General features: G+C 68.9%; 23 protein-coding genes and 1 pseudogene. 8 read left to right on the forward strand and 16 right to left on the reverse strand.

Annotated features, from left to right (window positions below; translation table 11 throughout):
• Positions 1-59 precede the first annotated feature (59 nt).
• Together A5745_RS11310 and A5745_RS11315 are read left to right on the forward strand one after the other, a co-directional pair.
• Positions 60-1,340 carry a DUF3068 domain-containing protein gene (locus A5745_RS11310; protein ID WP_076058239.1) on the forward strand — a complete coding sequence of 427 codons (1,281 nt, stop codon included), beginning with the start codon at positions 60-62 and terminating at the stop codon, positions 1,338-1,340.
• 9 nt (positions 1,341-1,349) lie between these two features.
• Positions 1,350-3,020, forward strand: coding sequence for a hypothetical protein (locus tag A5745_RS11315; protein WP_076116086.1), 1,671 nt, complete (start codon positions 1,350-1,352; stop codon positions 3,018-3,020).
• On the opposite strand, the gene A5745_RS11320 is transcribed toward A5745_RS11315, so the two are convergent.
• Positions 3,004-4,158, reverse strand: a complete 1,155-nt coding sequence (locus A5745_RS11320; protein ID WP_076058235.1) for a glycosyltransferase family 4 protein — start codon at positions 4,156-4,158, stop codon at positions 3,004-3,006. The genes A5745_RS11315 and A5745_RS11320 overlap by 17 nt on opposite strands.
• A gap of 45 nt (positions 4,159-4,203) precedes the next feature.
• Between A5745_RS11320 and A5745_RS11325 the strand changes: the two genes are divergently transcribed.
• The 3 genes and pseudogenes from A5745_RS11325 (at position 4,204) to A5745_RS11330 (ending at position 6,562) form a co-directional block, all read left to right on the forward strand.
• The gene (locus A5745_RS11325; protein ID WP_076116096.1) at positions 4,204-4,974 is read left to right on the forward strand and encodes a class I SAM-dependent methyltransferase; all 771 of its coding nucleotides are present in this window, start codon (positions 4,204-4,206) and stop codon (positions 4,972-4,974) included.
• A gap of 42 nt (positions 4,975-5,016) precedes the next feature.
• Positions 5,017-5,091, forward strand: a pseudogene (locus A5745_RS24340) (16S rRNA (guanine(966)-N(2))-methyltransferase RsmD); the annotation flags it as partial.
• 1 nt (position 5,092) lies between these two features.
• Positions 5,093-6,562, forward strand: coding sequence for an aldehyde dehydrogenase (locus tag A5745_RS11330; protein WP_076058233.1), 1,470 nt, complete (start codon positions 5,093-5,095; stop codon positions 6,560-6,562).
• Positions 6,563-6,639: 77 nt separating this feature from the next.
• Here the strand turns inward: A5745_RS11330 and A5745_RS11335 are convergent, their stop codons facing one another.
• On the reverse strand, positions 6,640-7,434 hold the full coding sequence (locus A5745_RS11335; protein ID WP_170874410.1) for a crotonase/enoyl-CoA hydratase family protein: 795 nt from the start codon (positions 7,432-7,434) through the stop codon (positions 6,640-6,642).
• Between the two features lie 207 nt (positions 7,435-7,641).
• Here A5745_RS11335 and A5745_RS25190 point away from each other — a divergent pair, with 207 nt between their 5' ends.
• Positions 7,642-7,773 (forward strand): hypothetical protein, encoded by a 132-nt coding sequence (locus tag A5745_RS25190; protein WP_255376708.1) that lies wholly within the window; start codon positions 7,642-7,644, stop codon positions 7,771-7,773.
• Positions 7,774-7,817: 44 nt separating this feature from the next.
• Positions 7,818-8,432 (forward strand): TetR/AcrR family transcriptional regulator, encoded by a 615-nt coding sequence (locus A5745_RS11340; RefSeq protein WP_254848549.1) that lies wholly within the window; start codon positions 7,818-7,820, stop codon positions 8,430-8,432.
• Between the two features lie 7 nt (positions 8,433-8,439).
• Here the strand turns inward: A5745_RS11340 and A5745_RS11345 are convergent, their stop codons facing one another.
• From A5745_RS11345 to A5745_RS11360, 4 genes are all read right to left on the reverse strand, one after another.
• Entirely contained in the window at positions 8,440-8,736 is a 297-nt protein-coding gene (locus A5745_RS11345; protein ID WP_076058230.1) for a hypothetical protein, read from the reverse strand.
• A 14-nt stretch (positions 8,737-8,750) separates the two neighbouring features.
• Positions 8,751-10,253: a class I adenylate-forming enzyme family protein gene (locus A5745_RS11350; protein WP_076116087.1), complete on the reverse strand. Its 1,503-nt coding sequence runs from the start codon at positions 10,251-10,253 to the stop codon at positions 8,751-8,753.
• Between the two features lie 100 nt (positions 10,254-10,353).
• Positions 10,354-11,166 (reverse strand): cutinase family protein, encoded by an 813-nt coding sequence (locus tag A5745_RS11355; RefSeq protein ID WP_076116088.1) that lies wholly within the window; start codon positions 11,164-11,166, stop codon positions 10,354-10,356.
• Between the two features lie 42 nt (positions 11,167-11,208).
• The gene (locus A5745_RS11360) at positions 11,209-11,745 is read right to left on the reverse strand and encodes an isoprenylcysteine carboxylmethyltransferase family protein (RefSeq protein ID WP_076116089.1); all 537 of its coding nucleotides are present in this window, start codon (positions 11,743-11,745) and stop codon (positions 11,209-11,211) included.
• An 89-nt stretch (positions 11,746-11,834) separates the two neighbouring features.
• On the opposite strand from A5745_RS11360, the gene A5745_RS11365 reads away from it, so the two are divergent.
• Positions 11,835-12,434 (forward strand): TetR family transcriptional regulator, encoded by a 600-nt coding sequence (locus tag A5745_RS11365; RefSeq protein ID WP_076058222.1) that lies wholly within the window; start codon positions 11,835-11,837, stop codon positions 12,432-12,434.
• A gap of 3 nt (positions 12,435-12,437) precedes the next feature.
• Here the strand turns inward: A5745_RS11365 and A5745_RS11370 are convergent, their stop codons facing one another.
• From A5745_RS11370 to A5745_RS11415, 10 genes are all read right to left on the reverse strand, one after another.
• Positions 12,438-13,220 (reverse strand): crotonase/enoyl-CoA hydratase family protein, encoded by a 783-nt coding sequence (locus A5745_RS11370; RefSeq protein WP_076058220.1) that lies wholly within the window; start codon positions 13,218-13,220, stop codon positions 12,438-12,440.
• Between the two features lie 80 nt (positions 13,221-13,300).
• Positions 13,301-14,710: a wax ester/triacylglycerol synthase family O-acyltransferase gene (locus tag A5745_RS11375; protein ID WP_076058218.1), complete on the reverse strand. Its 1,410-nt coding sequence runs from the start codon at positions 14,708-14,710 to the stop codon at positions 13,301-13,303.
• 45 nt (positions 14,711-14,755) lie between these two features.
• Complete coding sequence (locus tag A5745_RS11380) at positions 14,756-15,955, reverse strand: alpha/beta hydrolase (RefSeq protein WP_170874409.1); 1,200 nt, start codon at positions 15,953-15,955, stop codon at positions 14,756-14,758.
• 54 nt (positions 15,956-16,009) lie between these two features.
• Positions 16,010-16,585 (reverse strand): hypothetical protein, encoded by a 576-nt coding sequence (locus tag A5745_RS11385; protein ID WP_076058215.1) that lies wholly within the window; start codon positions 16,583-16,585, stop codon positions 16,010-16,012.
• A 1-nt stretch (position 16,586) separates the two neighbouring features.
• The gene (locus A5745_RS11390; protein ID WP_076058213.1) at positions 16,587-17,822 is read right to left on the reverse strand and encodes a molybdopterin-dependent oxidoreductase; all 1,236 of its coding nucleotides are present in this window, start codon (positions 17,820-17,822) and stop codon (positions 16,587-16,589) included.
• A complete protein-coding gene (locus A5745_RS24345) occupies positions 17,819-18,463 on the reverse strand; it encodes a class I SAM-dependent methyltransferase (RefSeq protein ID WP_076116090.1) in 645 nt (214 codons plus the stop codon). The genes A5745_RS11390 and A5745_RS24345 overlap by 4 nt, the downstream gene beginning before the upstream one ends.
• Positions 18,464-18,705: 242 nt before the next feature.
• On the reverse strand, positions 18,706-19,065 hold the full coding sequence (locus A5745_RS11400) for a Rieske 2Fe-2S domain-containing protein (protein WP_076058209.1): 360 nt from the start codon (positions 19,063-19,065) through the stop codon (positions 18,706-18,708).
• On the reverse strand, positions 19,062-21,581 hold the full coding sequence (nirB, locus tag A5745_RS11405) for a nitrite reductase large subunit NirB (protein WP_076116091.1): 2,520 nt from the start codon (positions 21,579-21,581) through the stop codon (positions 19,062-19,064). The genes A5745_RS11400 and nirB overlap by 4 nt, the downstream gene beginning before the upstream one ends.
• A gap of 6 nt (positions 21,582-21,587) precedes the next feature.
• Complete coding sequence (locus tag A5745_RS24675; RefSeq protein WP_076058206.1) at positions 21,588-21,941, reverse strand: molybdopterin oxidoreductase; 354 nt, start codon at positions 21,939-21,941, stop codon at positions 21,588-21,590.
• Positions 21,934-24,045, reverse strand: a complete 2,112-nt coding sequence (locus A5745_RS11415; protein WP_076116092.1) for a molybdopterin oxidoreductase family protein — start codon at positions 24,043-24,045, stop codon at positions 21,934-21,936. Before A5745_RS11415 ends, A5745_RS24675 begins: the two co-directional genes overlap by 8 nt.
• Positions 24,046-24,597: the final 552 nt, after the last annotated feature.

A 24,597-nucleotide genomic window follows, 5' to 3' on the forward strand; every position in this document is an offset into this window, starting at 1 on the left:
CCAGAGGGGGCGGCCGAAGAGTCTGAGAACTTTGAGGACCACTAGGAGGACACAGCAACGTGAACCGAGCAGTCATGTTGCGGTTCGCCGCATGCGGAATCATTGGACTCGGAGCCGCCCTGCTGATCGCCGCCCTGCTGCTGTCGACCTACACCAGCAGCAGGATCACCAAGGTCCCGCTCAATCTCGACACCACCTTGATCAGCGACGGCAACGGCACCGCGCTCGACTCCGCGTCCTTGTCGAGCGATCACCTCGTCGTCAACCAGAACGTGCCGCTGGTGTCCCAGCAGCAGGTCAGCGTCGAATCCCCCGCCAACGCCGACGTGGTCACCCTGCAGGTCGGCACGTCGGTTCGGCGCACCGACAAGCAAAAGGACAGCGGACTGCTGCTGGCGATCGTCGACACCGTCACCCTCAACCGCAGGACCGCGCTGGCCGTCTCGGACGACACCCACACCGGCGGCTCGGTGCAGAAGCCGCGCTCCTTCAGCGACGAGAACCCCCCCACCGCGATCCCGCTGCGCCACGACGGGCTGTCCTACCGGTTCCCGTTCCACACCGAGAAGAAGACCTACCCCTACTTCGACCCGATCGCGCAGAAGGCCTTCGACGTCAACTACGAAAGCCAGGAAGACGTCAACGGCCTGACCACCTACCGCTTCACGCAGAACGTCGGCTACAACCCGGATGGCAAGCTGACGGCTCCGGTGAAGTACCCGTCGCTGTACGCCGGCGACGAGGACGGCAAGGTCACCACGTCCGCGGCGATGTGGGGGGTGGGCGGCGATCCCGCCGAGCAGGTCACCATGACGCGCTACTACGCGGCGCAGCGGACCTTCTGGGTGGACCCCGTATCGGGCACCATCGTCAAGCAGACCGAGCACGCCAACCACTACTTCGCGCGTGATCCGCTGAAGCCCGAGGTGACGCTGGCCGACTACCGCGTCACCTCGACTGAAGACACCGTCGAAGCCCAGGTCAATGCGGCCCGCGACGAACGCGACCGGCTGGCCCTGTGGTCGCGGGTGCTGCCCATCACCTTCACCGCGGTCGGTTTGATCTCGCTGATCGGCGGCGGATTGCTGGCCTCGTTCAGCCTGCGAACCGAAAGCGCGCTGACCGATCCCGGCCTGGACCGCGCCGATCAGGACTTCTTCGGCCGCACCGGGCTGGAGGAACCGGTGCCCGGCGCCGAGGCCGAGACCGAGAAGCTGCCCACCCAGCGTCCCGCCGCGCGCCCGGACGCGGCGGAGCCGGGATCGGACCCTCCGGCATCGGAAGAGCCACCCGATGCCGGGCCGCCGGAACCGCCGGGCGGTCCGCCCGAACGGGCCTAACTTCCCGACGTGCGTTGGACCCGGCCGGGGTACGCGCTCGCCTTGGCGCTCCTGGTGGCCGGGCCGCTGCTGAAGCCCGGATACCTGCTGCTGCGCGACGCGGTATCGACGCCGCGGTCCTACCTGTCCGACGGCGCGCTGGGTTTGACGGCGGCGCCGCGGGCGACGCCGCAAGATTTTGCGGTGGCGCTGGCCTCGCACGTGGTCGACGGCGGCGTGGTGGTAAAGGCGCTGCTCGTCGCCGGGCTGTGGCTCGCGGGATGGGGTGCGGCCCGGCTCGTTGAGACCGCACTGCCCGACGCGGGCGCGGCCGGCCAGTTCGTCGCGATCACGCTGGCGATCTGGAATCCCTATGTCGCCGAACGGCTTTTGCAAGGCCACTGGAGCCTGCTGGTCGGCTACGGCTGCCTGCCCTGGGTTGCGACGGCGATGCTGCGGCTTCGCTTCGCGGGGCGTGCCGCCTTCGGTTTGATTTTCTGGGTCGCGTTGGCCGGGCTGACGCCCACCGGATTGATGTTGGCCGCGACGGTCGGGCTGGTCTGCGTGGCCGCGCCCGGTCCCGGCTGGCCGCGGTGGGTCTGCGCCGCAGCGACTTTGGGTGTTGCGGTGGTGGCCGCGCTGCCGTGGCTGACCGCGGCCGCGCTGGGCCCGTCGTTGAGCGCGCAGAATGCGCTCGGGGTCAGCGCGTTCGCGCCACGTGCCGAGCCCGGTCTCGGCACACTCTTCAGCCTGGCCAGCCTGGGCGGGATCTGGAATGGCGAAGCCGTACCCGCTTCGCGGACAACGCTTTTCGCGGTGTCCTCGGCCCTGGTGTTGCTGGGGATCGTCGTGGCCGGGCTGCCGGCGGTGGCGCGCCGGCGGGCGGTCGCGCCGCTGCTGGTGCTGGCGGCGGTGTCGGTGCTGGTGCCGGCCGCGCTGGCGACCGGTCCCGGCCTGCACGCGCTGCGCGCGGTGGTTGAGGCCGCGCCGGGGTTCGGGGTGCTGCGCGACGGGCAGAAGTGGGTGGCGCTGGCGCTGCCCGGATACGCGTTGGCGGGTGCGGGCTCGGTGCTGACGCTGCGCCGGTGGCTGCGGCCGGCGCAGACGGCGCTGGTCTGTTGCCTCGCGCTGATCCTGGCGCTGCCCGACCTGGTTTGGGGCGTGTGGGGAAGGGTCGAGCCGGTGCGCTACCCGTCCGGCTGGGCCGCGGTCGCGTCGGCGATCAACGCCGACCCACGGACCGTCGCCGTACTGCCCGCCGGCACCATGCGCCGCTTCCCCTGGTCCGGCCCGGCGCCGGTGCTCGATCCGCTGCCCCGCTGGGTGCGCGCCGACGTGCTGATGACCGGGGACCTGGCCATCTCCGGGGTGACGGTTCCCGGGGAGGGCAACCGCGCCCGGGCGGTGCAGGAGTTGCTGCTGGCGGGGCCGGATCGCGCCGCGTTGGCCGCGGCCGGCGTCGGGTGGTTGGTCGTCGAATCGGACAGCGCCGGTGACATGGGTGCGTCCGCCCGCACCCTCGGCGCGCTGACACCGGATTTCCGCAACGACGAACTCGCCCTGTATCGGATCGGCGGCGACACCGCCGGTGTGTCCGCCGGGCGCCGCCGGGCGACGGCGATCGCGCATCTGGGGTGGCTGGCGTTGCTGATCATCGGCGCCGCCGGCGCCGGGGTCCGCCCGGTCAGACGACGCCGCTGACGAACTCGCCGGCGCGCACCGCTTCGAGCACGGTGCGCATCGCATCGGCGCTTTGCGTCCAGGAGAATTCGCCGCTGCGCGTTTGCGCCTTGGCGCCAAGCTGGTCACGCAGCACGGGATCGCAGAGCAGCCGCTCGAGCCGGTCCACCAGCTCGGCCCGAGTGTCCACCAACACCCCGGTCACGCCGTCGACGATTGAGTCGGACAGCCCGCCGGAGGATCGGTAGCCGATGGTGGGCACCCGGTGCTGGGCCGCCTCGACCACCGCCAGGCCCCAGCCCTCCTTGCGCGACGGCAGCACGTGCACCCAGGAGCGTTGCAGCACATGGTGTTTGGTCACGTCGTCGACGTGGCCGTGGAAGGTCACCGCGCCGGAAAGGCCGAGCGCGTGCGCGTGGTCGACCAGTCGCTCCCGCCACCAGCCGTCGCCGAGGATGTCGAGATGCAGGCCCGGGACCCGCGGTCGCAGGGCCGCGACGACGTCCAGCGCGTCCTCGATCTGCTTGTGCGGCACCAGCCGCGACAGCACCACGACGCGCGGCGCGTCCGCGCGGGGCCCGGACAACGACAGCGGCGGGGCCTCGTCGAGACCGTTGCGCACCACCGCGATGCGCTCGTTGTCGACCCCCAGGGCGACCAGATCGCGGGCCGACGGCAGCGACACCGTCACGTACTGGTTGCTGCGGTTCACCCTGGGCGACAACGTCGACTCGACGAACCAGCCGAGCCGGCCGAGCAGCGGCCCGGCCACCGGCCACTGCTCGCGATGGCAGTGGTGCACCAACACCACCACCCTGCGGCCGTAGAGCAGCCGGGCCAGGAACGGCAAGCCGTTCTGGGTATCGACGACCACGTCGGGCCGCACCCGGCGGAGCGGACCGAGCCCGAGCCGGGCCAGCGCCATGGCCAGTAGCGCCCACACATACACCGAGTAGCGGCCACCCGCGCGGCTGATCCGCACCCCGTCGACAACCTCGTGCCGCGGCGCACCCGGATAGCGGGCGGTGCGGAGTGTGACGGCTGTTCCCTGGGCGGCCAGCTGCGCGCCGATGCGCTGCAGGTAGGCCTCGCTGCCGCCGCCCTGCGGGTGGCCGGTGTCGCGCCAACACAGCAGCAGCACGGAGCGGAGGGCAGACATTACCGGTCAGCCTAGCCTGGCGACGACGCTGCGTAGGGTATGGCGGTGGCCGTCACCGACGTTTTCGCGCGGCGCGCAACCCTGGCCCGCTCGGTGCGGCTGCTGTCGGAATTCCGCTACGAGCAGTCCGATCCGGCGCGCTTCTATGGCGCGCTCGCGGCCGACACCGCGGCAATGGTGGGCGACCTGTGGCTGGGCGTCCGCGGCGAACCTCCGGTGGGGCGCACGCTGCTCGACGTCGGCGGCGGGCCGGGATATTTCGCGGCCGCATTCGGCGACGCCGGTGTTCGCTACGTCGGCGTGGAACCCGACGAACGCGAGATGCACGCGGCGGGACCGGCTTTCGGCGGGCACCCGGCGGACACCTTCGTCCGGGCGTCGGGCCTGGCGCTGCCGTTCGCCGACGACTCGGTGGACATCTGCCTGTCGTCCAATGTCGCCGAGCACGTGCCGCGACCATGGCAGCTCGGCGCCGAGATGCTGCGGGTGACCAAGCCGGGCGGGCTGGCGGTGCTGTCCTACACCGTCTGGCTCGGCCCGTTCGGTGGGCACGAGATGGGCCTGAGCCACTACCTGGGCGGGCAGCGCGCCGCCGCCCGCTATGCGCGCAAACACGGCCATCCGGCCAAAAACGACTACGGGTCGTCGTTGTTCGCGGTGTCCGCCGCCGACGGGCTGACGTGGGCGGCCAGTACCGGCGCGGCGGTCGCCGCATTCCCCCGCTACCACCCCCGATGGGCCTGGTGGATGACGCGGGTGCCGGTGCTGCGCGAGTTCCTGGTGAGCAATCTCGTGCTGGTGCTCGTACCTCGATAATGGAACATGTTCTCGTTTTGCGTCGGCTTGGGTAGGGTGGCGCCCATGCCCGCCGGCGACGATGCGGTGGGGGCACCTCCCGCTTGCGGGGGACGGAGCGATGAGGAGGAGCGGCGGAATGACCGACATCAAGACCGAGTACGACAAGCTTTTCATCGGCGGCAAGTGGACCGAGCCGTCGACCGACCAAGTCATCGAGGTGCACTGCCCGGCCACCGGCGAATACGTCGGGAAGGTGCCGCTGGCGGCGGCGGCCGATGTCGACGCCGCGGTGGCCGCGGCCCGCGCGGCATTCGACAACGGCCCGTGGCCCACCACGCCACCGAAGGAGCGCGCGGCCGTCATCGCGGGCGCGCTCAAGCTGATGGAGGAGCGTAAGGACCAATTCACCAAGCTGCTCGGCGACGAGACCGGCCAACCGCCGACCACCGTCGAGACGATGCACTGGATGAGCTCGATCGGCGCCTTGAACTTCTTCGCCGGACCCGCCGTCGATCAGGTCAAGTGGAAAGAGATCCGCACCGGAGGCTATGGGCAGAGCATCGTCCACCGTGAGCCCATCGGCGTTGTGGGCGCGATCGTGGCATGGAATGTCCCGCTGTTCCTCGCCGTCAACAAGCTGGGCCCGGCGCTGCTGGCCGGCTGCACCGTGGTGCTCAAGCCCGCAGCCGAAACCCCTTTGAGCACAAATGCTTTGGCGGAGGTGTTCGCCGAAGCCGGCCTGCCCGAGGGGGTGCTGTCCGTGGTGCCGGGCGGCATCGAGACCGGGCAAGCACTGACGTCCAATCCCGATATCGACTTGTTCACCTTCACCGGCAGTTCGGGGGTCGGCAAGGAAATCGGCCGCCGCGCCGCCGAGGCGCTCAAACCGTGCACCCTGGAGCTCGGCGGCAAGTCGGCGGCCATCGTCCTTGAGGACGTCGACCTGGCCGCGGCAATCCCGATGCTGGTGTTCTCCGGGATCATGAACACCGGGCAGGCCTGCGTCGCGCAGACCCGCATCCTGGCACCACGGTCGCGCTACGACGAAATCGTCGATGCGGTAAGCACTTTCGTGCAAGCGTTGCCGGTCGGCACGCCGTCCGACCCGGCCGCCCAGATCGGGTCGCTGATCTCGGAGAAGCAGCGCGCCCGCGTCGAGGGCTACATCGCCAAGGGCATCGAGGAGGGCGCGCGGCTGGTGTGCGGCGGCGGCCGGCCCGAGGGACTGGACAAGGGTTTCTTCGTGCAGCCCACGGTCTTCGCCGACGTCGACAACAAGATGACGATCGCCCAGGAGGAGATCTTCGGGCCGGTGCTGTCCATCGTTCCCTACGACACCGAGGAGGACGCGATCAAGATTGCCAACGACTCGGTGTACGGCCTGGCGGGCAGCGTGTGGACGTCCGACATCCCCAAGGGCATTGAGATTTCGGAGAAGATTCGTACCGGCACCTACGCGATCAACTGGTACGCGTTCGACCCGTGTTGCCCGTTCGGCGGGTACAAGAACTCGGGCATCGGCCGGGAGAACGGGCCGGAAGGTGTCGAGCACTTCACGCAGCAGAAGAGCGTGCTGATGCCGATGGGCTACACCCTCGACAGCTAGGCACTTGCCGCGAGCGTGCGGCCAGCCGCACGTTGGGGGCCGAGCGTGCGGCTAGCCGCACGTTCGGCGCTGCGGCCCTAGCGGCCGACGAACCGGGCCTGCCGCCTTTCGACGAACGATTGCACGCCCTCGGCGGCGTCCTCGCTGGCGAACAGCTCGGCGACGGCGGACCGTAGCCGACCGACGGCCGCCGCCTCCCCTTCGCGGCGGGCCAGGTGCGCCGAGGCGAGCGTAGCGCGCACCCCCAGCGGCGCGGCGCGGTCGGCGACGGTGTGCGCGATCTCGCGCGCCCGGGCCAACGCCGCCGCCGGATCGTCGGCCACTTCCTGGACCAACCCGATGCGGTGGGCCTCGGCGGCGTCGAACTCATCGCCGGTGAGCAGCCAGCGCATGGCATTGCCCCACCCCGCCTCGCGGGGCAGCCGGATGGTCGCGCCGCCGAAGGGGTAGATGCCGCGCCGCACCTCGAGCTGGGTGAATCGCGTTCCGGCGGCCGCGACGCGGATGTCGGCCGCGAGCAGCAATTCGATGCCCAGCGTCATGCACCAGCCCTGCGCGACCGCGACCAGTGGGGTGGTCCACGCGCCGTCCAGCCGCCAGGGGTCCCGGCCGTCGTCGGGCACCGGACTCTGCCCCGCCGCGATGCCCGGGCCGACGTCGACGAGGTCTAGGCCCGCGGTGAAGTGGTCGCCGTGTGCGAACAGCACGCCCGCCCACACCGACGGGTCGGATTCCAGCACCGCGTAGGCGCGGGCCAGGTCGGCAAGCATCGCCCGGTCGAAGGCGTTGCGTTTATGCGGCCGGTTCAGGCCGATCAGCAGGACGTGCCCGTCGCGCTCGAGGGACACGGTGTCGAGATTTGGTAGCGCCATCGTCACAGTGAAGCGCAGGCGGAGAAATTATGCAATACAGCATAGAAACGCTACGGTTACCTTCCCGTCACAGTAGGCCACTCACGGCTCGCCTACGCCATTAGCCGTGCTGTCGGGTTTATATAGGGAATAAAACTTGCTTACTCGACCGATGTCTTATATGATTCTCAGCATAATCATGGGCCGCACCTAGGCCGGGAGAAAATCATGTGGATTATCGAGCTCAACGTCGCTGGCTATCAGTACACCCGCGAGATGCCTGACCTCAAGCGCCGCTCGTTCCGGTTCAGCCCCCGCAACCTGCACTGGCCGGTACCGCGGCACTCGCACGCTGCATGACGCCGGCCGGAGGAGGTACGGCAGTGCCGACTGTCACCGACCCCATGCGGGGCACCGCTACGACCAAGCGGTGCGACACCAAGAAGAAGATGCTGATCAGCGCCGCTGAGGTGATGCGCGAGCGCGGAGCCGCCGGAGTGACGATCGACGAAGTGCTGGCCCGCAGCGGCGCGCCGCGCGGCTCGGTCTACTACCACTTCCCCGAAGGCCGCAACCAGATTCTGGCGGAGGCGCTGCGGTACTCCGGAGATGCCATCACCGCCATGATCGACGACGCCGCGGGCTGGGGCGCCAAGGCCCTGCTGCGCGAGTTCATCGAGTACTGGGAGCGCCTGCTGACCGACGGTGACTTCACCGCAGGCTGCCCGGTGGTGGCGGCGGCCATCGGCTCGGACGACGACGAACCGAAGCTTTCCGCCGAGGCCGGCGCCATCCTGGACCGCTGGTGCACCGCCATGACCCACGCGTTCGCCAACGACGGCTTCAATGACGACGACGCCGCGTCGCTGGCGGTGATGTCGATCGCCGCCCTGGAGGGTGCGATCGTGCTGTCCCGCTCGACGCGCAGCGTGAAACCGCTGAGCCAGGTTGCCGAGCAGCTCGAATTCCTGATCAAGGCAAGGGAATTCGTCAGCCGCAACGGAATTCCCGGCGCGTAGCCGACTCTCAGTCGCTGGCCGGTAGCGGCTTGACCTCTTTGAGCTGAAGGGCGGTCTGCCCGACGCTCAGGCTGCCCGCGCCCGGCTTGGTCACCAGCACCTCCGCGCCGGTTTCGTCGACGTAGCGCTTGCCCATCACGGTGCCGTCGGAGAACGCCGGGTCGAGTTCGCCCGACCGCTCCGCCCCGATCTCCACCATCGGCACACCCCCGCAACGCAGGTCGTCAAGGCTGTCGGCACTTCTGACGACGATGACCTGGGTGTCACACACCTGACTGGCCAGGCGGGTTCCGTTCTTGATCATGATTTTTCCTCTGCTCACTGCTCGGCCGGTGCGGCACGCAGCTCTTCGACGATCTCTCGGCGAAGCACCTTGCCCGTGGGTGTGGTTGGCAACCCGTCGCGGAAGACTACCCGGTCGGGGGTGCGCGACCCGCGCAACGTTTTGCGGACGTACTCGCGCAGATCGTCGGGATCCGGGACGCTGCCGGGCGCCGGCACCACCACCGCGGTGATGGCCTGGCCCCACTGCGGGTCCTCGACGCCGACCACCGCGACGTCGCGAACGTGCGGGTGCTCGATCAGCACCTCCTCCAGCTCCGCGGGCGCGATGTTCTCGCCGCCGCGGATGATGGTGTCGTCGCTGCGGCCGCCAATGAACAGGTAGCCGTCCTCGTCGAGGGTGGCGATGTCGCGCGTCGGGAACCAGCCGTTCTCGTCGAGCACCGAGCCGATCCCGGTGTAGCGTCCGGAGACCTGCTCGCCGCGCACGAACAGTTCGCCGGTCTCGCCCGGCCCCAGCACCCTGCCGTCCTCGTCGCGGATCTGCAGCTCGATGCCCGGCACCGCGCGCCCGACCGACCCCAGCCGCTTGGCGACGCCGGCCGCCGAGGCGGCCTGGGCCTCGCGGTGGTCGTCGGGGGTCAGCACCGCGATCGTCGAACTCGTCTCCGTCAGGCCGTACGCGTTGACGAAGCCCACCCGCGGCAACAGTTCGAGTGCACGGCGGACCAGCGGCAGGCCGACCTTCGAGCCGCCGTACGCCAGGTTGCGCAGCGACGGCAGGTCGTGGCCGCCGGTTTCCAGCACCGTGACTATTCGGTCCAGCATCGTGGGCACCACAGTCGCGGTGGTCACGTTTTCGGCCTTGATTAGCCGCACCCATTCGTCGGCGTCGAAGTTGGGCAGGTAGACCATCTTGCGGCCGGCGTAGAGGTTTGACAGGGCGGCGCTGATGCCGGCGATGTGATACGGCGGCACACAGATCAGCGCGGCGTCGTCCGGCGCGGCGGACTCGAATTCGACCGTGCCGGTGACGTAGCTGGTCAGGTTGTTGTGCGAGAGTTCGACGGCCTTGGGCGCCGACGTGGTGCCCGACGTGAAGAGCACGATCGCGACGGAATCGGGGTCGGCAAACGCCGCTTCGAAGTCAGCCGCCTCGCGCGCGGCCGTCAGGAAGTCGTCAGTGAGCATCACCCGCCGCGAGGCGTCGCCGAGCATCTCCCGGTAGCGCTCGTCGACGATCACCACCGGATCGGGCAGCCGATCGATCAACGTTTGGATGCCGTCGGCCGAAAGCCGGTAGTTGAGTGGGGTGAAGGGCAGGCCGGCCCGCGCCGCGGCGAAGATGAGCAGCGGCAGCATCGCGCCGCCGGTCCCGACGTAGACGACGTGCCTGGCGCCGGATTCCGCGAGGACTCCCGCGCCGCCGTCGGCGAGATCGCTGAGCTGCTGCGTGGTCAGGCGCACGTCCTCGGAGACGACGGCAATGCGATCGGGGTTGCTCGACGCGGCCATCTCAAGCAGCAACGAAATGCTCATCCTCGATCCTTCTGGGGATCCCCACCCCCTTTACAAACTGAGGCCATAGTGTAACCGACGCCGGGTGGGTGGACGGGATGCGGTCAGGGCGCCAACGCGGTTAACCGCCGGAGCCTGCACCGGACGGAGCCGCGAGAACGGCCGCGGGCGAGCCGGGACCCGCAGGCGCCGGGACGGCGGGAGCCGGTGGGCCGCCGGGAGCCGCAGGGCCGCCGGGACCCGCCGCGGCAAGGTGATCGGCCGCGAAGGCCGCGCCCTGGTCGATAACCGGGACGTTGCTCGAATACGACTTATGCACGTCGAAACTCCCCCCGTCGGAACAGATCGGGTCGCCGGGAGCGCACACCACGATGGTCTTGGCCTGATAAAGCGGGCCGATGACGACCGGCGGCGCGCCGAAAAGGTGCATCGTCTTGTCGCTCGGCAGTGCGTAGAGGACGACCGAGGAGACGTGGTTGGCCACCTCGGGGTCCAAGGGTTTGGGCACGCTCGCCGGATCGATTCCAGCGGGCACGTCGGCCGAGGTGACGAAGCCCATCACGGCCGCGCCTGAGGAGTAACCGCCGAGCACCATCTTGGTGTTGGGGCAGTCGTGCGCCATCGAAACGATATGCGAACTCGCGTCCCTGATTCCGACCTTGGCCGCGTTCGTAAAGTCATACGTCGCGGGGTAGTCGACCGGATATACGTTGAACGACCTTGTGCCGACGCGCGGGCGCAGGGAGTCGAGGAAGGCCTGGCCGGTGGGGCCGACACCGGGAGGATCGTCGGTGCCGCGGGCAAAGACCACCTGAGCATCCGGACACGGATCGGCGGCGGCGAAGGGGATTGCAGACGCCAGGACGGGAGCAGTAGCGCCCGCCGCCGCGACTAACGCGGGAGCAAGGAAACGAAGGACCTGGTGTGGGGGCATGCCTAGAGGTGCCCGCACTCGCGATTTGCTAAACCGCCAGTTCTATGTGCCCGGGGTCCAGGCCGTGATCCGGGGGATCCAGCGCGGGACGTTGCGCCGGTAATCGACGTATTCACTGCCGTAGCGCTCGGTGAGATGGGGCTCTTCCCAGAACCAGATGGCGGTGGCCTGGAAAGCGAAGAAGATCGCGTACCAGGTCAGCAGCCCGCCGGATGCGGTGATGGCCGCCTCCCCGAGCAGGATGCAGAGCACGCCGGTGATCATCGGGTTGCGCACGTGCCGGTAGGGGCCGCGCACCACCAGGTGGACCGGCTCGCCCATCACCTTGCCCAGCCCGAGCGTGCCCTCGCCGACGCGGTCGAACAGCACGTTCGTCCACACCATCAGCGCCAGACCGGCGGCGATCAGCAGGCAGCCGACGGTCACCAGCACCACCGTCAGCGCGGTGCCGAGGTGCGCGGTTCGCACCCCGGCCGGGATCACGATCAGGGCCGGGACGACGAGCGTCACGGTGACCGGGAAGAGCAGGACGGACATCAGGTGTCGCCACCAAAGGCGTCGACCCGCGGTTGTCACCATGTCGGACCTCCTTTACTTCAACCTCCGTTGAAGAACAACGTACGCCGACGCGCGGTATTCATCAACGGTTGTTGAAGTATTGTGACGTCATGGTCGAACCGCGGCGGGCCGGCCGGTGGCGGACCGGTCAACAGAACCGACAGCGAATCCTCGACGCCGCGCGCGAACGCTTCATGCGCGAGGGATACGAGGGGGCCACCGTCCGCGCCATCGCCGCCGACGCCGGCGTGGACGTCGCGATGGTCTACTACTTCTTCGGCAACAAGGAAGGTCTCTTCACCGCATCCACGCTGACCGGACCCGAGCACCCGCTACATCAGCTCGCCGCGCTCCTCGACGAGGGGACCGAGCGGATCGGCCCGAGGCTGGTGCGCCGCTTCCTCGAGCACTGGGAGGAGGGTGCCGTCTTCGAGCCGTTCCTGACGCTGTGGCGTTCGGCGGCGATCCACCCCCAGGCGCGAAAGGTGTTGCACGACAGCCTTGCCGGGCCGATCGCGAAGCGGGTCGCGGCGGAGTTCGGGGTGGCCGACGCCGAGCTGCGCGTCGAGCTGGTGGCCAGCCACCTGGCGGGCCTGGCGTTCGCGCGCTACCAGCTGCGAATCGAGCCGATCGCGTCGGCCGCGATCGACGATGTGGTCGGCTGGCTGGGGCCGACCGTGCAGCGCTACCTGGCCGACCCGGACCCGTAGGACCTACGTTCCGGTCCAGCGCGGCGGGCGCTTCTCCGCGAACGCGATCGCGCCTTCCTTGGCGTCGTTCGACGAGAACACCGGGGCCAGAATCTTGATCTGCTCAGTGAACATGGTGTCTCGGCTCCAGCCCCGGGATTCGGTGATGATCCGCTTGGTGGCGGCCACCGCGAGCGGTCCGTTCGCGGTGATCTTCTCCGCTAACTCGATTGCCGCGTCCAGCGCCTTGCCCGGCTCGGCCAGGACGTTGACCAGGCCCAGCTCGTGAGCGCGCTCGGCCGAGAGGTTATCGCCGGTCAGCGCCAGCTCCATCGCGATCGCGTAGGGAATGCGTTCGGGCAACCGCAGCAGTCCCCCGCCGCCGGCGACCAGGCCGCGCTTGACCTCGGGGATGCCGAACGCCGAGTCCCTGGACGCGACGATCAGATCGGTGGCCAGCGCCAGCTCGGTGCCGCCGGCCAACGCGAACCCTTCCACCGCGGCGATGAGCGGCTTGGCCGGTGGGCGTTCGGTGAAGCCCATGCCGCGGCCCTCGACGACGACGTTCTCGCCGCGGGCGAACGCCTTGAGATCCATGCCGGCGCTGAACGAGCCACCCGCCCCGGTCAGGATCCCCACCGACAGGCCGTTATCGCCGTCGAGCCGATCCATGGCGTCGGCCAACCCGCGGCTGACGGCGGCGTTGACGGCGTTCTTGGCCTTCGGCCGGTTAATCGTGATGATCAGGATTCGATCCCGTTGCTCGACGAGAACTTCGGGTTCGTTATTGGGGGCTTCGTCGCTCACGGTGCTGCGAGTCTCCTTTGAATCGCTGGTGTCCGACCGATGGTAACGGCCGCCGCGCCCGGAGCTTCGACTACCGCCCGTCAGGCCGGCGCCATCGCGGCCTCGATGACCGTCAGCTCTTCGGAAAGCCCTGCGGCCCGGCGTATTTCGATGAAGTCCGCGATCATGGCCTCGGTCACCTCGTGCGGGTCCTTGACGGTGGCACCGTCGGTGAGCACCGAGATGTTGATCTGATCGACGTAGCTCCACACGGTGATGTTGAGACCGCTGCCGGCGGTCAACGGCCCCACCGAATAGATCTCGGTGACCAGGGCGCCGCCCACCCGGCCGCGCTCGCGCGGACCGGGAACGTTCGAGATGTTCAGGTTGAGCACCTTGTTCTGTCCGTCCCGGCCGGACGCCCACCGGAAGAAGGCTTCCGTCCCCACCGGCGGCATGTACGCCGCCCAACGGCTGACCAGCTCCGGGCCCATGAGCTGGTGGCCCTCCTTGGCCGAGATCGCGTTCTCGTGGCTGCACCGCACCCGCTCCAGCGGATCGTCGGCATCGGTCGGGAGTGCGACCAGCATTCCGCTGAAGCGATTTCCGGAGATCCGCTCCGGCGAGAAGTCGAAGCTCACCGGAACGGAGGCCAGCAGGGGCTCGGCCTTGCCGTCGTAGCGCAACAGCAACGTGCGCAGCGCACCGGTCGACATGGCCAGCACCATGTCGTTGATGGTCGCGCCGAGCCGCTTGCCGGTCTCCTTGACGTCGGCCAGCGCCAGCGTCGCGGTCGCGAACCTGCGCTCCGGGGTGATCATGTGGTTCATGAACGTCGGCGGCGGCTCGAAGGGTCGGCTCAGTTCCGGCGAGAGCTTGCGCGAGCTGCGTCGCACCCGGCCGATGCCCTGCGCGGTGTAGCGAAATGTCGCCGGCAGCTTGCCGGCCTGCCGGAGATGGTCGACGAACGCCGACGACAGCAGCTGGCGTTTGGTGGGGGCCGGGTCGTTTTGCGGCGGACCGCCCTCCGGTGTGGGCAGCAGGTCCATGCCGCGCGCCAGCAGGTTGGCCGAGGCGACACCGTCGGCGAGCGCGTGGTGGATCTTGCCGACGACGGCTACCCGGTTGTTGGCCAGGCCCTCGACGAAGTACATCTCCCACAGCGGGCGGTCGCGGTCCAGCGGGGTGCTGGCGATCCGCCCGATCGCCTCGTCCAACTCGCGGCGCCCGCCGGGAGCCGGCAGTTGCCAGGGCCGGATGTGGTATTCCAGGTCGACCTCGCAGTGCTCGCGCCACATCGGATGGTGAAACTTCCACGGGATCTCGACGAGCTGATAGCAAAACGGCTCGAGCTTGTGCAGCCGGGCGCCGATGACGCGGCGAAACGACTCCAGGTCGAGGCTGCGACTCGCCGGGTCCAGCTCGATCACCGCGGCTTTGATGGTGTGCATGTGCACGTTGGGCGTCTCGCTGTACAGAAGTACGGCGTCCCAGCCGCTCAGCCGTTTCACCGCTGCCCCTTGCTCATAGAGGGGACCCTACTCAGCGGGAGGAGCTCAGATAACCTCTTTGGCACCGATTGTCTTGGCGCGGTAGACCTGATTGAGGAACAGCGATGTCGCGTGGGCCGCCACGCCCGCCCGCTCACCGTCGATGAGGTCGAAGCCGTGGCCCGCCCCGGGCAACTCCAGGTAACCGACCATCGAATGCGAGACGGTCCGCAGCCGCTCGACGAAGGCGCGCGCCTGCTCGACGGGGATGACGCTGTCCTTGCTGCCGTGAATCACCAAGAACGGCGGAGCGTTTCGATGCACCCGCGCGATCGGCGACGCGTCGCGGAACACCTCGGGATGACGCGCGATCGTCTTCTTGACCACCACCCGCTCCAGGAAATCGACGAAGTGGTCCCGCTCGGGAGTCGAACGGTCCTCCCAGTCGTAGCGGCCATAGATCCCGACCACCGCGTCCACCGAGCTGTCGGAGCCCTCGGGCAACCTCGCCTGAAGTTGGGGATCGTCGGGGGTGAGTCCGGCCAGCGCGGACAGGTGCCCGCCGGCCGAACAACCGGCCACCGCAACGAAATTGCGGTCACCGCCGAACTTGTCGACGTTGGCGCGCGCCCACGCGATGGCGGTCTTGACGTCGGTGATGTGGCGCGGCCAGCGGTGCAGCGGGGCGACGCGGTAGTCGATCGCGAGGCACACCCACCCCTGCTCGGCCAATCGCGACATCAGGGCGGACCCCTGCAGGACGCTGCGGCCGTGGACCCAGGCGCCGCCCGGGACGAAGATCAGCACCGGCGCGGGTTGCGCCGGCAGGTCCTTGCGGCGCCACACATCGAGCACCTGCGCGGGGTGGTCGCCGTAGTGGACCGCACGGCGGTAGAGATAGCGGCGTTGGCGCAGGGCCTCCCAGATCGGGGGCGTCCGCTCCGCCGCGGGCCACTCGGTTTCCAGCTCCGCGGCTGACACCACCCCTCGCAAGGCAGCGATCGAGACCTGGTGCGTGCTCGCCCGATCCCGCCGGCGCTCGTCGTTGATGCCCGGTGTCAGCCAATCCCTTTTCATGGCGGATATCGCGTTCGGTGCGTGGCGGGCACCCCACACGCCCATGGCGGTCATGCCGCCCAGGGGCTCGAGGTGCTTACCGATGACCGGTAGCGAAGCTCCGGCGACGCTTAACGCCAGCATGTAGTCGCCGGGCCGGGCTCGTAGCAACCATTTCATACATGTCATGCTCGGGACCCGCGCCGTCATGTAGGGCACTGTACCCCTGCCGGCTCACCGGAAACCAAGAATCCGTCAGCCGTGTCATGTGGGCCCGAAATCGCCGTCTGACGGGGTTGCTGACGCCGACGTCTGCGCTGTTGACGGTGATTCGGGTGTTTTCTGTACGCTGGGCCGGCGCCGCGCCGCGCCAAGCCGCGCGGCGTAGCCGGCCGCGCTGACGGCGAACATGGCCGCGGTGAGCAGCAGCCATCGGCCCAGGAACGGCTGCTGGGTCTCCCCGGTCGCTGCCTGGTAGGTGGGCCCGCCCTGTTCGATGATGCCCGGCAGGAAAACGAGCAGTGTCAGGCCCGCTCCCAGCGCTGGCACCCGAATGTAGTTGCGGGCCAGTACTTTCGGGTGTCCCCGCCGCCGGCTGGAGCGCGCCGTGATGACCCGGTCGGCCAGTGCGTACAGCGGATACAGCACCAAGTCGTGAGCGACGACGGCGGCGGCGAACCACACGGCTATCGACTGCCACCAGGTGCCGGCGTTCCACAGCGTCGCCGGGTTGAAGGTGATCAGGATGTAACCCAGCAGCGCGAAACCGGACACCATCGTCAGCAGATGCAGCGGATGGGAACCATAGATCGCGCTGAAACGTGTTGTGAATCGCGACATCTCAATCCTGCAAGAATTCGATGGACGCCACCCACTTGGTGTTGTGCACGCCGGGCAGGGCGGGGACGATGATCCGCGCCGGGTAGCCGTGGTCCAACGTCAGGTCGGCGCCGTTCACCCGCAGCGCCAGCAGCGCTTCGGGATCGCGAATCTGGTTGGCCTGCAACGTCGCCGCGCCGAACGCACCGCCCCGCTGCAGCGATACCACCAGCGCCGAGCGCGGTGCGGGTGCGCCGGCGACCCGGGCCAGATCGGCCAGCCGCACGCCGCTCCAGGTCTGCACGGTCGACCACCCTTCGACGCAGGCGATCGGCAGCCGCGCGCTGGTTTGTGGCATGCCGGCCAGCGTGGCACGGTCCAGCATCACCACCGAGGCGCCGGCCCGCAGCATCAATCGCCAGCCCGCGCCGACGCTCTCCGGGCTGATGCCCGCGGCGACGGCGGTCTTGTTGACCGGGAAATCGCGGCCGCGGCCCCGCGGCACCAACAGGGCAACGCCGCGGGCGGCGCCGCCGAGGGTTTGGCCCGCCGTCAGCATGGCGATCAGCGCCACGCCGGAGCCGACCAGCGCCAGCGCGCCGCGGCGGCTCATCGTCGGTTCGGCCGGATCGGCGGCCACCAGCCCGTCGGGATCGGGCGGTTGTGGGCGGGTGTCACTTCGGTTGGTGCGCAACACCTCCCGCAGCGGCAGCGACCGCAACCCCGACACCATGCGGGGGATCTTCAGCGTGATGTGCATGGCGAAGCCTGCGATGAACACCCACGCCCCGAAGTAGTGGGCGTCGTAGAAGCTGAACCCGAAGATGTAGTCGTACTGGATGTTGAGCACTCCGGTGACGATCTCAAAGAGTATCCCGCCGACCAGCATCAGCAACGAAATCCGTTCCAGCGCTTGGGCTATCGATCGGAACGGCGGAAAATCGAACAGCCTCGGGATCACCGACCAAAGCTTGGCCAGCACCACCGGGATGAGCACCAGGCCGAGCCCGACGTGCAGTCCCTGGGTCAGCCGGTACAACCACGATGGGCGCGTCGGCCAGTCGAACATGGGCAGGCGCAGCCAGCCGACGTCGGCGGGGATCGCCTGGCCGAGCCGCGGCCCGTAGGCGATGTAGGAGAGCAGCCCGGTGAGGATGACGATCGGCAGGGTCACCAACAGCACCAGCCCGAACACCGACGTCAACCACGGGCCGCGCAGCGGGCTTCGGAACCTCGGCAGACGGCCTGGCCCGTTCACATCGCCGCCAGGCTCGCAACCACCCGGCCGCCGACCATGCGGACGCCGGTCAACGTCAAACCCACCTGCGCGGCCAGCGCGGCGGCGCTGTCCACCCCGACCGACGCCCACCGAAACCACGGCCCGACATCGTGCGCCGACTCCAGCCGCACCCAGCGCGACCGGATGCCGATGGCTTCGCGGTCGAACTCGGCCACGCATCGGCCGCCGCGGCCCAACAGCTCGGCCGCGCGGCACAGTATTCGGCGCGGGTCGCCGCCGAGGCCGACGTTGCCGTCGACCAGCAGGACCGTCTGCCATCGGCCCATCCAGGGCAGCGGCTCGAACACATCGCCCAGCAGCGCGGCCGCACCGCCGCGACCGGCAAGGCGGATCGCGGTCGCCGACCGGTCGATGCCGAGCGCGGGGACGCCCCGGCGGATGAGGCGCGCGACCAGCCGGCCGGGCCCGCACCCGAGCTCGATGGTCGGCCCGATGCACATCTGCGTGACTTCTTCGTCGAACACCTCATCGACGCAGGCAGCATCGGGTGCACGGGCCCCCAGCCAGCGGTGCGCCGGTAGCGGACGCACCTCGCCGTCGTCGTGCCGAATCCAACATCGCTCGCCGTCGAGCGCCCGATCGTAGAGATGGCCCAGCATTTCACGCCTCTCGCATCGCGCCCGACCGCGCCGCCCGGACGCGCCCCGACCCCGGGGCGTTGCAAACCCGAATCGCCGACATGCTGATGTCCGCGGGACACGCCAGCATTTCGATCACCCGGATCGATACCCGGATCTCGGCTCGGCTAATCCACGAGTGATTCGGTGCCGACGCAGGCGCGGATGGGTGGGGTAGCTCAGAAAAGTAGTCGTGGGCGACGGCGTATGCCGCCCGGGCGACCCTAAGCCGGGTGAGAAGCCGCGCCGTTGCGGCGCGGTCGATGCGCCTCGCCGCCCAGGTGCAGCCGGATCGTCCCAGCGCTGTCGGCGTGCACGGGATAGGCGGTCACCGGCACGCCTTCGTTGGCGACCTCGCATCCGGTTTCCAGGTCGTAGGTGAAGCCGTGCAGCGGACAGACAACCACCCGGGTGTCGATCAGGCCGTCGGCCAGGGGGCCCCCGCGGTGCGGACATACCGCGTCGAGCGCGCGCAGCGAGCCGTCGCGCCGGCGGAAGACCGCGATTTGGCGCCCGTCGATCGCGTAGGCGCGGCCCTCGCCCACGGGGATGTCGTCGATGGAGCCCAGCGCGATGGATTTCATCTGACCGGCACCTGGGGCAGCGGGATCAGCGGCAGCGAAGTTCGAAAGTTCGTCGATGCAGCGGGATTTCGGCTCTCGCTCCACGGATCGCGGTACGACTCCACCGACTTCTGCATGCGCGCATCGAGGTCGGCGCCGATGCGCTCGCTGTCCTGCACCACGACCGCACGGATCCGTTCGATGCCCAGCCGCGGCACGAAGTCGTAGGTGCGTTCCAGCCAATTGGCGTTTTCCCGGTAGTACTGCAGGAACCGCCCCGTCAGCCCGATGACCTCGTCCGGAGTGTCCACGGTTGTCAGCAGATCGCCCTTGCGGACGTGTGAGCCGGCGGCGCCGCCCACGTAGATCTGCCATTGCCCGCCCTCGATCGCGACGACGCCGACGTCCTTGCACAGCGCCTCGGCGCAGTTGCGCGGACACCCCGTCACCGCCAGCTTCATCTTCGCGGGACTGGGCAGGCCCTGGAACCGATCTTCGATCGCAATGCCGAGCGCCGTCGAGTCGCCCAACCCGTAGCGGCAGAAGTCGCTCCCCACACAGGTTTTCACGGTTCGGAAGCTCTTGCCGTACGCGTAGCCGGACGGCATCCCGAGATCGGCCCACACCGCCGGAAGGTCTTCCTTGCGCACGCCAAGCAAATCGATTCGCTGGCCGCCCGTGAGTTTGATCATCGGAATCTGGTATTTGTCGGCGACGTCGGCGATCTTGCGTAGCTGGTCGGAGCTCGTCACCCCGCCCTTGAGTTGCGGCACCACCGAGAAGGTGCCGTCCCGCTGGATGTTGGCGTGCACCCGGTCGTTGATGTAGCGGCTGTCGCGCTCGTCGATGAACTCGTCGCCCCACATCATGTGCAACAGCGAGGCCAGCGCCATCTTCGAGGCGGCGTCGTCGCGGCCTTCGGGCGCCAGCGCGGCGAACACCGACGACACCGAGTGCAATTCCAGCTCGCGGATCAGCCGCATCAGCTCGGGCTTTTCATAGGGGACGCCGGGCACGTACCAATTGGCCGCGGCGTCTTCGGAAATCGCGGCGCCGGCCTCGGAGGCCGCCCACTCGACGACCTGGGCCACGAGGCCCTTGCACGAGCCGCAGCCCTTGCCCGCCCGCGTCGCCGACATCACGCCCGCGAGCGACGTCTGGCCATCCCTGACGCAGGAGACGATGGCGGCCTTGCTCACCCCGTTGCAGTTGCACACCTGTGCGTCATCCGCCAATTCCGCGGCACCGGTGGCAACGTCGGGTGTGCCGATGTCGAACATCAGCGAGACCCGTTCGGGCGGAAGCGGAAGACCGCGGTCGAAGGCCTGCATCAAGAAGGCCACCTTGCTGACGTCGCCGACCAGGGTGGCGCCGATCAGCTTGTCGTCGCGCACCACCACGGTTTTGTACACGCCGTGCTTGGGTTCGCAATACTGCACGAATTCGTCGTCGTCGCGCTCAGGACCCTTCAGGCCCATCGCCGCCACATCGACACCGGCGACCTTCAGCTTCGTCGCCGTGCGTGAGCCGTGATACGCCGCATGGGGATTGGCGCTGGTCAGATGATCGGCGAGCACGCTCGCCTGTTCCCACAGTGGCGCGACAAGCCCGTAAACCTGCCCGCGGTGCTGGGCGCACTCGCCGACGACGTAGATGTCGTCGTCGTCGACCGATCGCATCTGGTCGTCGACGACGATGGCGCGTTCCACGGTGAGCCCGGCGCGCTGCGCCAGCCCGACATTGGGCCGGATGCCCGCGGCCAACACCACCATGTCGCAGGGCAACTGGGTGCCGTCGGCAAATTCGATCGCCGACGGCAGGCCGTCCAGGGTGAGCATCCTGGTCGTCCTCTTGCCGGTGTGCACCTCGATGCCCAGCTCCTCCACCAGGCGGCGCAGGATGGCGCTGCCCTGGTCGTCGAGTTGTGCGTTCATCAAGGTGGGGCCGCCCTGTACGACACCGACGTGCAGCCCCCGATTCTGCAGTCCCCGTGCGGCTTCCAGTCCCAACAGTCCACCACCGATGACGACGGCTTTGCTTCGCCCCTTGGCGAATTCGATCATGGCCGCGCAATCGTCGAGGCTGCGGAACCCGAAAACGCCGCGGGCCAACGTCTTGTCGTCCTGCCAGATGCCGTCGACCGGGGGGAAGAATGACCGGCTACCGGTGGCCAGAATCAGCTTGTCGTAGCGGACCGTACTGCCGTCGTCGGCGTACACCAGGTGTGCGAAGCGATCGATCCGCACCACCCGCACCCCGGCGCGCAGTTCGATGTTGTTCTGCGCGTACCAGTCCAGCGGATTGAGGTAGATTTCGCCCGCGTCGTCGGACCCGGCGAGCACGTTGGACAACAGAATTCGGTTGTAATTCCCGTACGGTTCGTCACCGAAGACAGTGATGGCAAACCGCTCGTTGCCACCGCGCGCGAGGACCTCTTCGATCGCGCGGGCGCCCGCCATGCCGTTGCCGACCACCACCAGCCTGGCCAGCGCGGCCGCGCTGTGGCCATTCGTTTCGGGTTGGACCAATGTAGTCATGGCGACTCAGACTTCGACCAAGCCGATATCGATGAAGACCGTGCCGCTCAGTCCGTCGGGGGCCGCGACGAACACCTCGATGACGGTGTCGGCGATCAGGTCTTCGACGACCCGAAGCGGTACGTGCACAGCGTCTTTGGCACCCACGGGGAAGTACCGCATGGGGGTGCCGTCACGCATCACGACAATGGTCACCAGCTCGTCGGTGCTGTTGCCGCCGCGAAAGTATACCGGCTGGGTGATCGCCCCGGCCGGCACGACGTAGCGCAGGGACGCATCGAGCAGGGACGGCGAATCGTATCCCTTGCCGTCGAACGTGAACGCCCCCTGCAGGAATCGGGGGTTGCTGCCATCACTCATGCGTTACCTCTCCCTCCGGGCAATCGGTGGTTTCCGCGCGGGTCACCGCGACCGCGCAGACCTTGAAAGACGGCATCCGCGAATGCGGGTCAAGGACCGGATTCGTCAGCCGATTGATGCTCGCCGCACCGCCCCAGTGGAACGGTGCGAACACGGTGTCCGGGCGCATCCCGCGGGCCAGGCGCACGGTCATCACGACCTCGCCGCGGCGGGTGCGCAGCCGGACCTTGTCGCCGCCGCGGACACCGAGCCGTTGGCCCAGCGTCGGGTGTATCTCGGCCACCGGCTCCGGATCCGCCTCGGAAAGCGCTGCGACCCTGCGCGTTTGGGTCCCGGACTGGTACTGCCGCAAGGTGCGGCCGGTCGTCAGGTAGTAGGGGAATTCGTCGTCCGGCAGTTCGGCGGCCGCGGGTTGCTCGACAGGATGGAAGTGGGCCCGCCGGTCTTGTGTCGGGAAATCCTCCGCGAACATTCGTTGGGTGGCCTCGTACCGGGCGGACGGGCAGGGCCAGAACACCCCGTGTTCGGCCTCGATCCGCCGGTAGCTGATGCCGCGGTAGTCGGCCTTACCGCCCGCGCTTGCCCGGGTCAGCTCGTCGAACACCTCCTCGGCATCGGCCGAAAACCCGTGTACCCCTAGCCGCTTGGCCAGGTCGGCCATCACGTCGAGGTCGGTGCGGACCTCGTCGGGCGCCCGCACCGCGCCGCGACGCAGGACCACCCGGCCCTCCAGGTTGGTCATGGTTCCTGTCTCTTCGGCCCATTGCGTGGTGGGCAACACCACGTCGGCCATCGAGGCCGTCTCGGACAGAAAAAAGTCGGAGACGACGAGGAATTCCAGCTCCTTGAGCTTGTCGGCGACATGGAGCGCATTGGGCGCCGAGACCGCGACGTTGGATGCCATCACCCACAGCGCGCGCACACCGCCGGGTGAGCCGATGCCGCTGAGCATCTCGTATGCCGACAGTCCGGACGACGGCAATTCGGCCGGGTTGACGCCCCACACCTGCGCGACATGGGCTCGGGCGACAGGGTCGTCGAGTTTGCGGTAGCCGGGCAGCTGGTCGCATTTCTGACCGTGTTCGCGGCCCCCCTGACCGTTGCCCTGACCGGTGATCGTCGCGAAACCGCTGTACGGACGGCCCGGCAGTCCCAATGCCAGGGCCAGGTTGATGAAGGCCTGCACGGTGTCGGTGCCCGAAGTGTGTTGTTCGGCGCCGCGGGCGGTCAGGATCATCGCCCGTTGCGCGCTCGCCAGCATCCGCGCCGCGGCGACGATCTCGTTCTCGGGCACGCCGGTTATCCGTTCCACGCGGTCGGGCCAGTACAACCGAACCGCGCGGCGCACCGCCTCGAATCCCGTGGTTCGTTCGGCTAGATACTTCTGATCCAAAAGCCCTTCTCGGACAATGACGTTGAGCATCCCGTTGGCCAGGGCGAGGTCGGTTCCGGGGACTGGCTGCAGGTGAAGGTCGGCGTGGTCGGCGGTCGCCGTGCGCCGCGGATCCACGACGATGTGCCGGGCACCGCGGGCCCGTCCTTCGTCGAAGTACTGCATCGCCGGCGGCATCGTCTCGGCGGGGTTGCCGCCGACCAGCAGAATGACATCGGCCCGCGCGACGTCGGCGAGCGGAAACGGTAACCCCCGGTCGATGCCGAACGAGCGGTTGGACGCCGCAGCCGCCGATGACATGCAGAACCGGCCGTTGTAGTCGATCGCGGAGGTGCGCAACGCGACGCGCGCGAATTTGCCGAATTGATAAGCCTTTTCATTCGTCAGGCCGCCGCCACCGAAGCATCCTATCGCGTCACGACCGTGGTCGGCCTGCGTTTTCTGGAACACCGCGACGACTCGCTCCAGCGCCTCGTTCCAGCTCGCCGGTCGCAGCGGGGCATCGCGGTCGTCGCGAACGAGCGGCGTGGTCAGCCGTTCCGGATGCGCCAGGAGGTCAGCCGCCGCCCAGCCTTTCGCACAAAGCCCGCCGCGATTGGTCGGGAAGTCCTCTTGTGGCGCAAGCGCCACATCTCCCCCCGACGCGTCCAGGGTCATCCCGCATTGCAACGAGCAATAGGGGCAATGCGTTTTCGTCGGCGCCGGCGCCATCGGCGATCACCGCTCAGGTGCGCAGCCGGTGCGTCCTCCGCCGGCCCCGCTGGGTAGACATCCCATACCGCCTCCCGATCGGCCTATGACCGAAGCTACGGCGCGTGTGTTGCAGGGGGATTTCCGCGGATTGTCCGGGCGACTACCGCGGGCTCACGGTGCCGGCGGGGAAGGTGCGTTCCGCGTCGGTGATACTGGATCGGTGCCGAACACCGACGTTCACCCCGATCTGCGCCGCATCGCCCGCCTCACCCCCCACCAGCTCGTCGGCCGGCGGACCCTGCCGGTGGTACGCACCTTGGATCGGGTACGCGTGCGGCTGCGTAAGCCGAGCTCACCGGGTGACGTCGAGGTCGTCGCCCTCGGATCCGGCGCGGGGGGGCCGGGGGTTCGCCCCCCCGGGGGGGCCCCCCCCCCCCCCCCCCGGGGGGGGGGGCGCGGGCGCGGGGGGGGGGGGGGGGGGGGGGGGGGGGCCGCGCGGGGGGGGGGGGGGGGGGGGGGGGGGGGGGGGGGGGGGGGGGGGGGGGGGGGGGGGGGGGGGGGGGGGGGGGG

Source organism: Mycobacterium sp. IS-2888 (genome assembly GCF_001954215.1).
Taxonomy (GTDB): Bacteria; Actinomycetota; Actinomycetes; order Mycobacteriales; family Mycobacteriaceae; genus Mycobacterium.

Coding starts and splice junctions, on each gene's coding strand:
- A5745_RS11320 (WP_076058235.1), bottom strand. CDS start 4,158: ATGTCTGCCCTCCGCTCCGTGCTGCTGCTGTGTTGGCGCGACACCGGC.
- A5745_RS11330 (WP_076058233.1), top strand. CDS start 5,093: ATGACCGACATCAAGACCGAGTACGACAAGCTTTTCATCGGCGGCAAG.
- A5745_RS11335 (WP_170874410.1), bottom strand. CDS start 7,434: ATGGCGCTACCAAATCTCGACACCGTGTCCCTCGAGCGCGACGGGCAC.
- A5745_RS25190 (WP_255376708.1), top strand. CDS start 7,642: ATGTGGATTATCGAGCTCAACGTCGCTGGCTATCAGTACACCCGCGAG.
- A5745_RS11340 (WP_254848549.1), top strand. CDS start 7,818: ATGCGGGGCACCGCTACGACCAAGCGGTGCGACACCAAGAAGAAGATG.
- A5745_RS11345 (WP_076058230.1), bottom strand. CDS start 8,736: ATGATCAAGAACGGAACCCGCCTGGCCAGTCAGGTGTGTGACACCCAG.
- A5745_RS11350 (WP_076116087.1), bottom strand. CDS start 10,253: ATGAGCATTTCGTTGCTGCTTGAGATGGCCGCGTCGAGCAACCCCGAT.
- A5745_RS11355 (WP_076116088.1), bottom strand. CDS start 11,166: ATGCCCCCACACCAGGTCCTTCGTTTCCTTGCTCCCGCGTTAGTCGCG.
- A5745_RS11360 (WP_076116089.1), bottom strand. CDS start 11,745: ATGGTGACAACCGCGGGTCGACGCCTTTGGTGGCGACACCTGATGTCC.
- A5745_RS11365 (WP_076058222.1), top strand. CDS start 11,835: ATGGTCGAACCGCGGCGGGCCGGCCGGTGGCGGACCGGTCAACAGAAC.
- A5745_RS11380 (WP_170874409.1), bottom strand. CDS start 15,955: ATGACGGCGCGGGTCCCGAGCATGACATGTATGAAATGGTTGCTACGA.
- A5745_RS11385 (WP_076058215.1), bottom strand. CDS start 16,585: ATGTCGCGATTCACAACACGTTTCAGCGCGATCTATGGTTCCCATCCG.
- A5745_RS24345 (WP_076116090.1), bottom strand. CDS start 18,463: ATGCTGGGCCATCTCTACGATCGGGCGCTCGACGGCGAGCGATGTTGG.
- A5745_RS11400 (WP_076058209.1), bottom strand. CDS start 19,065: ATGAAATCCATCGCGCTGGGCTCCATCGACGACATCCCCGTGGGCGAG.
- nirB (WP_076116091.1), bottom strand. CDS start 21,581: ATGACTACATTGGTCCAACCCGAAACGAATGGCCACAGCGCGGCCGCG.
- A5745_RS24675 (WP_076058206.1), bottom strand. CDS start 21,941: ATGAGTGATGGCAGCAACCCCCGATTCCTGCAGGGGGCGTTCACGTTC.
- A5745_RS11415 (WP_076116092.1), bottom strand. CDS start 24,045: ATGGCGCCGGCGCCGACGAAAACGCATTGCCCCTATTGCTCGTTGCAA.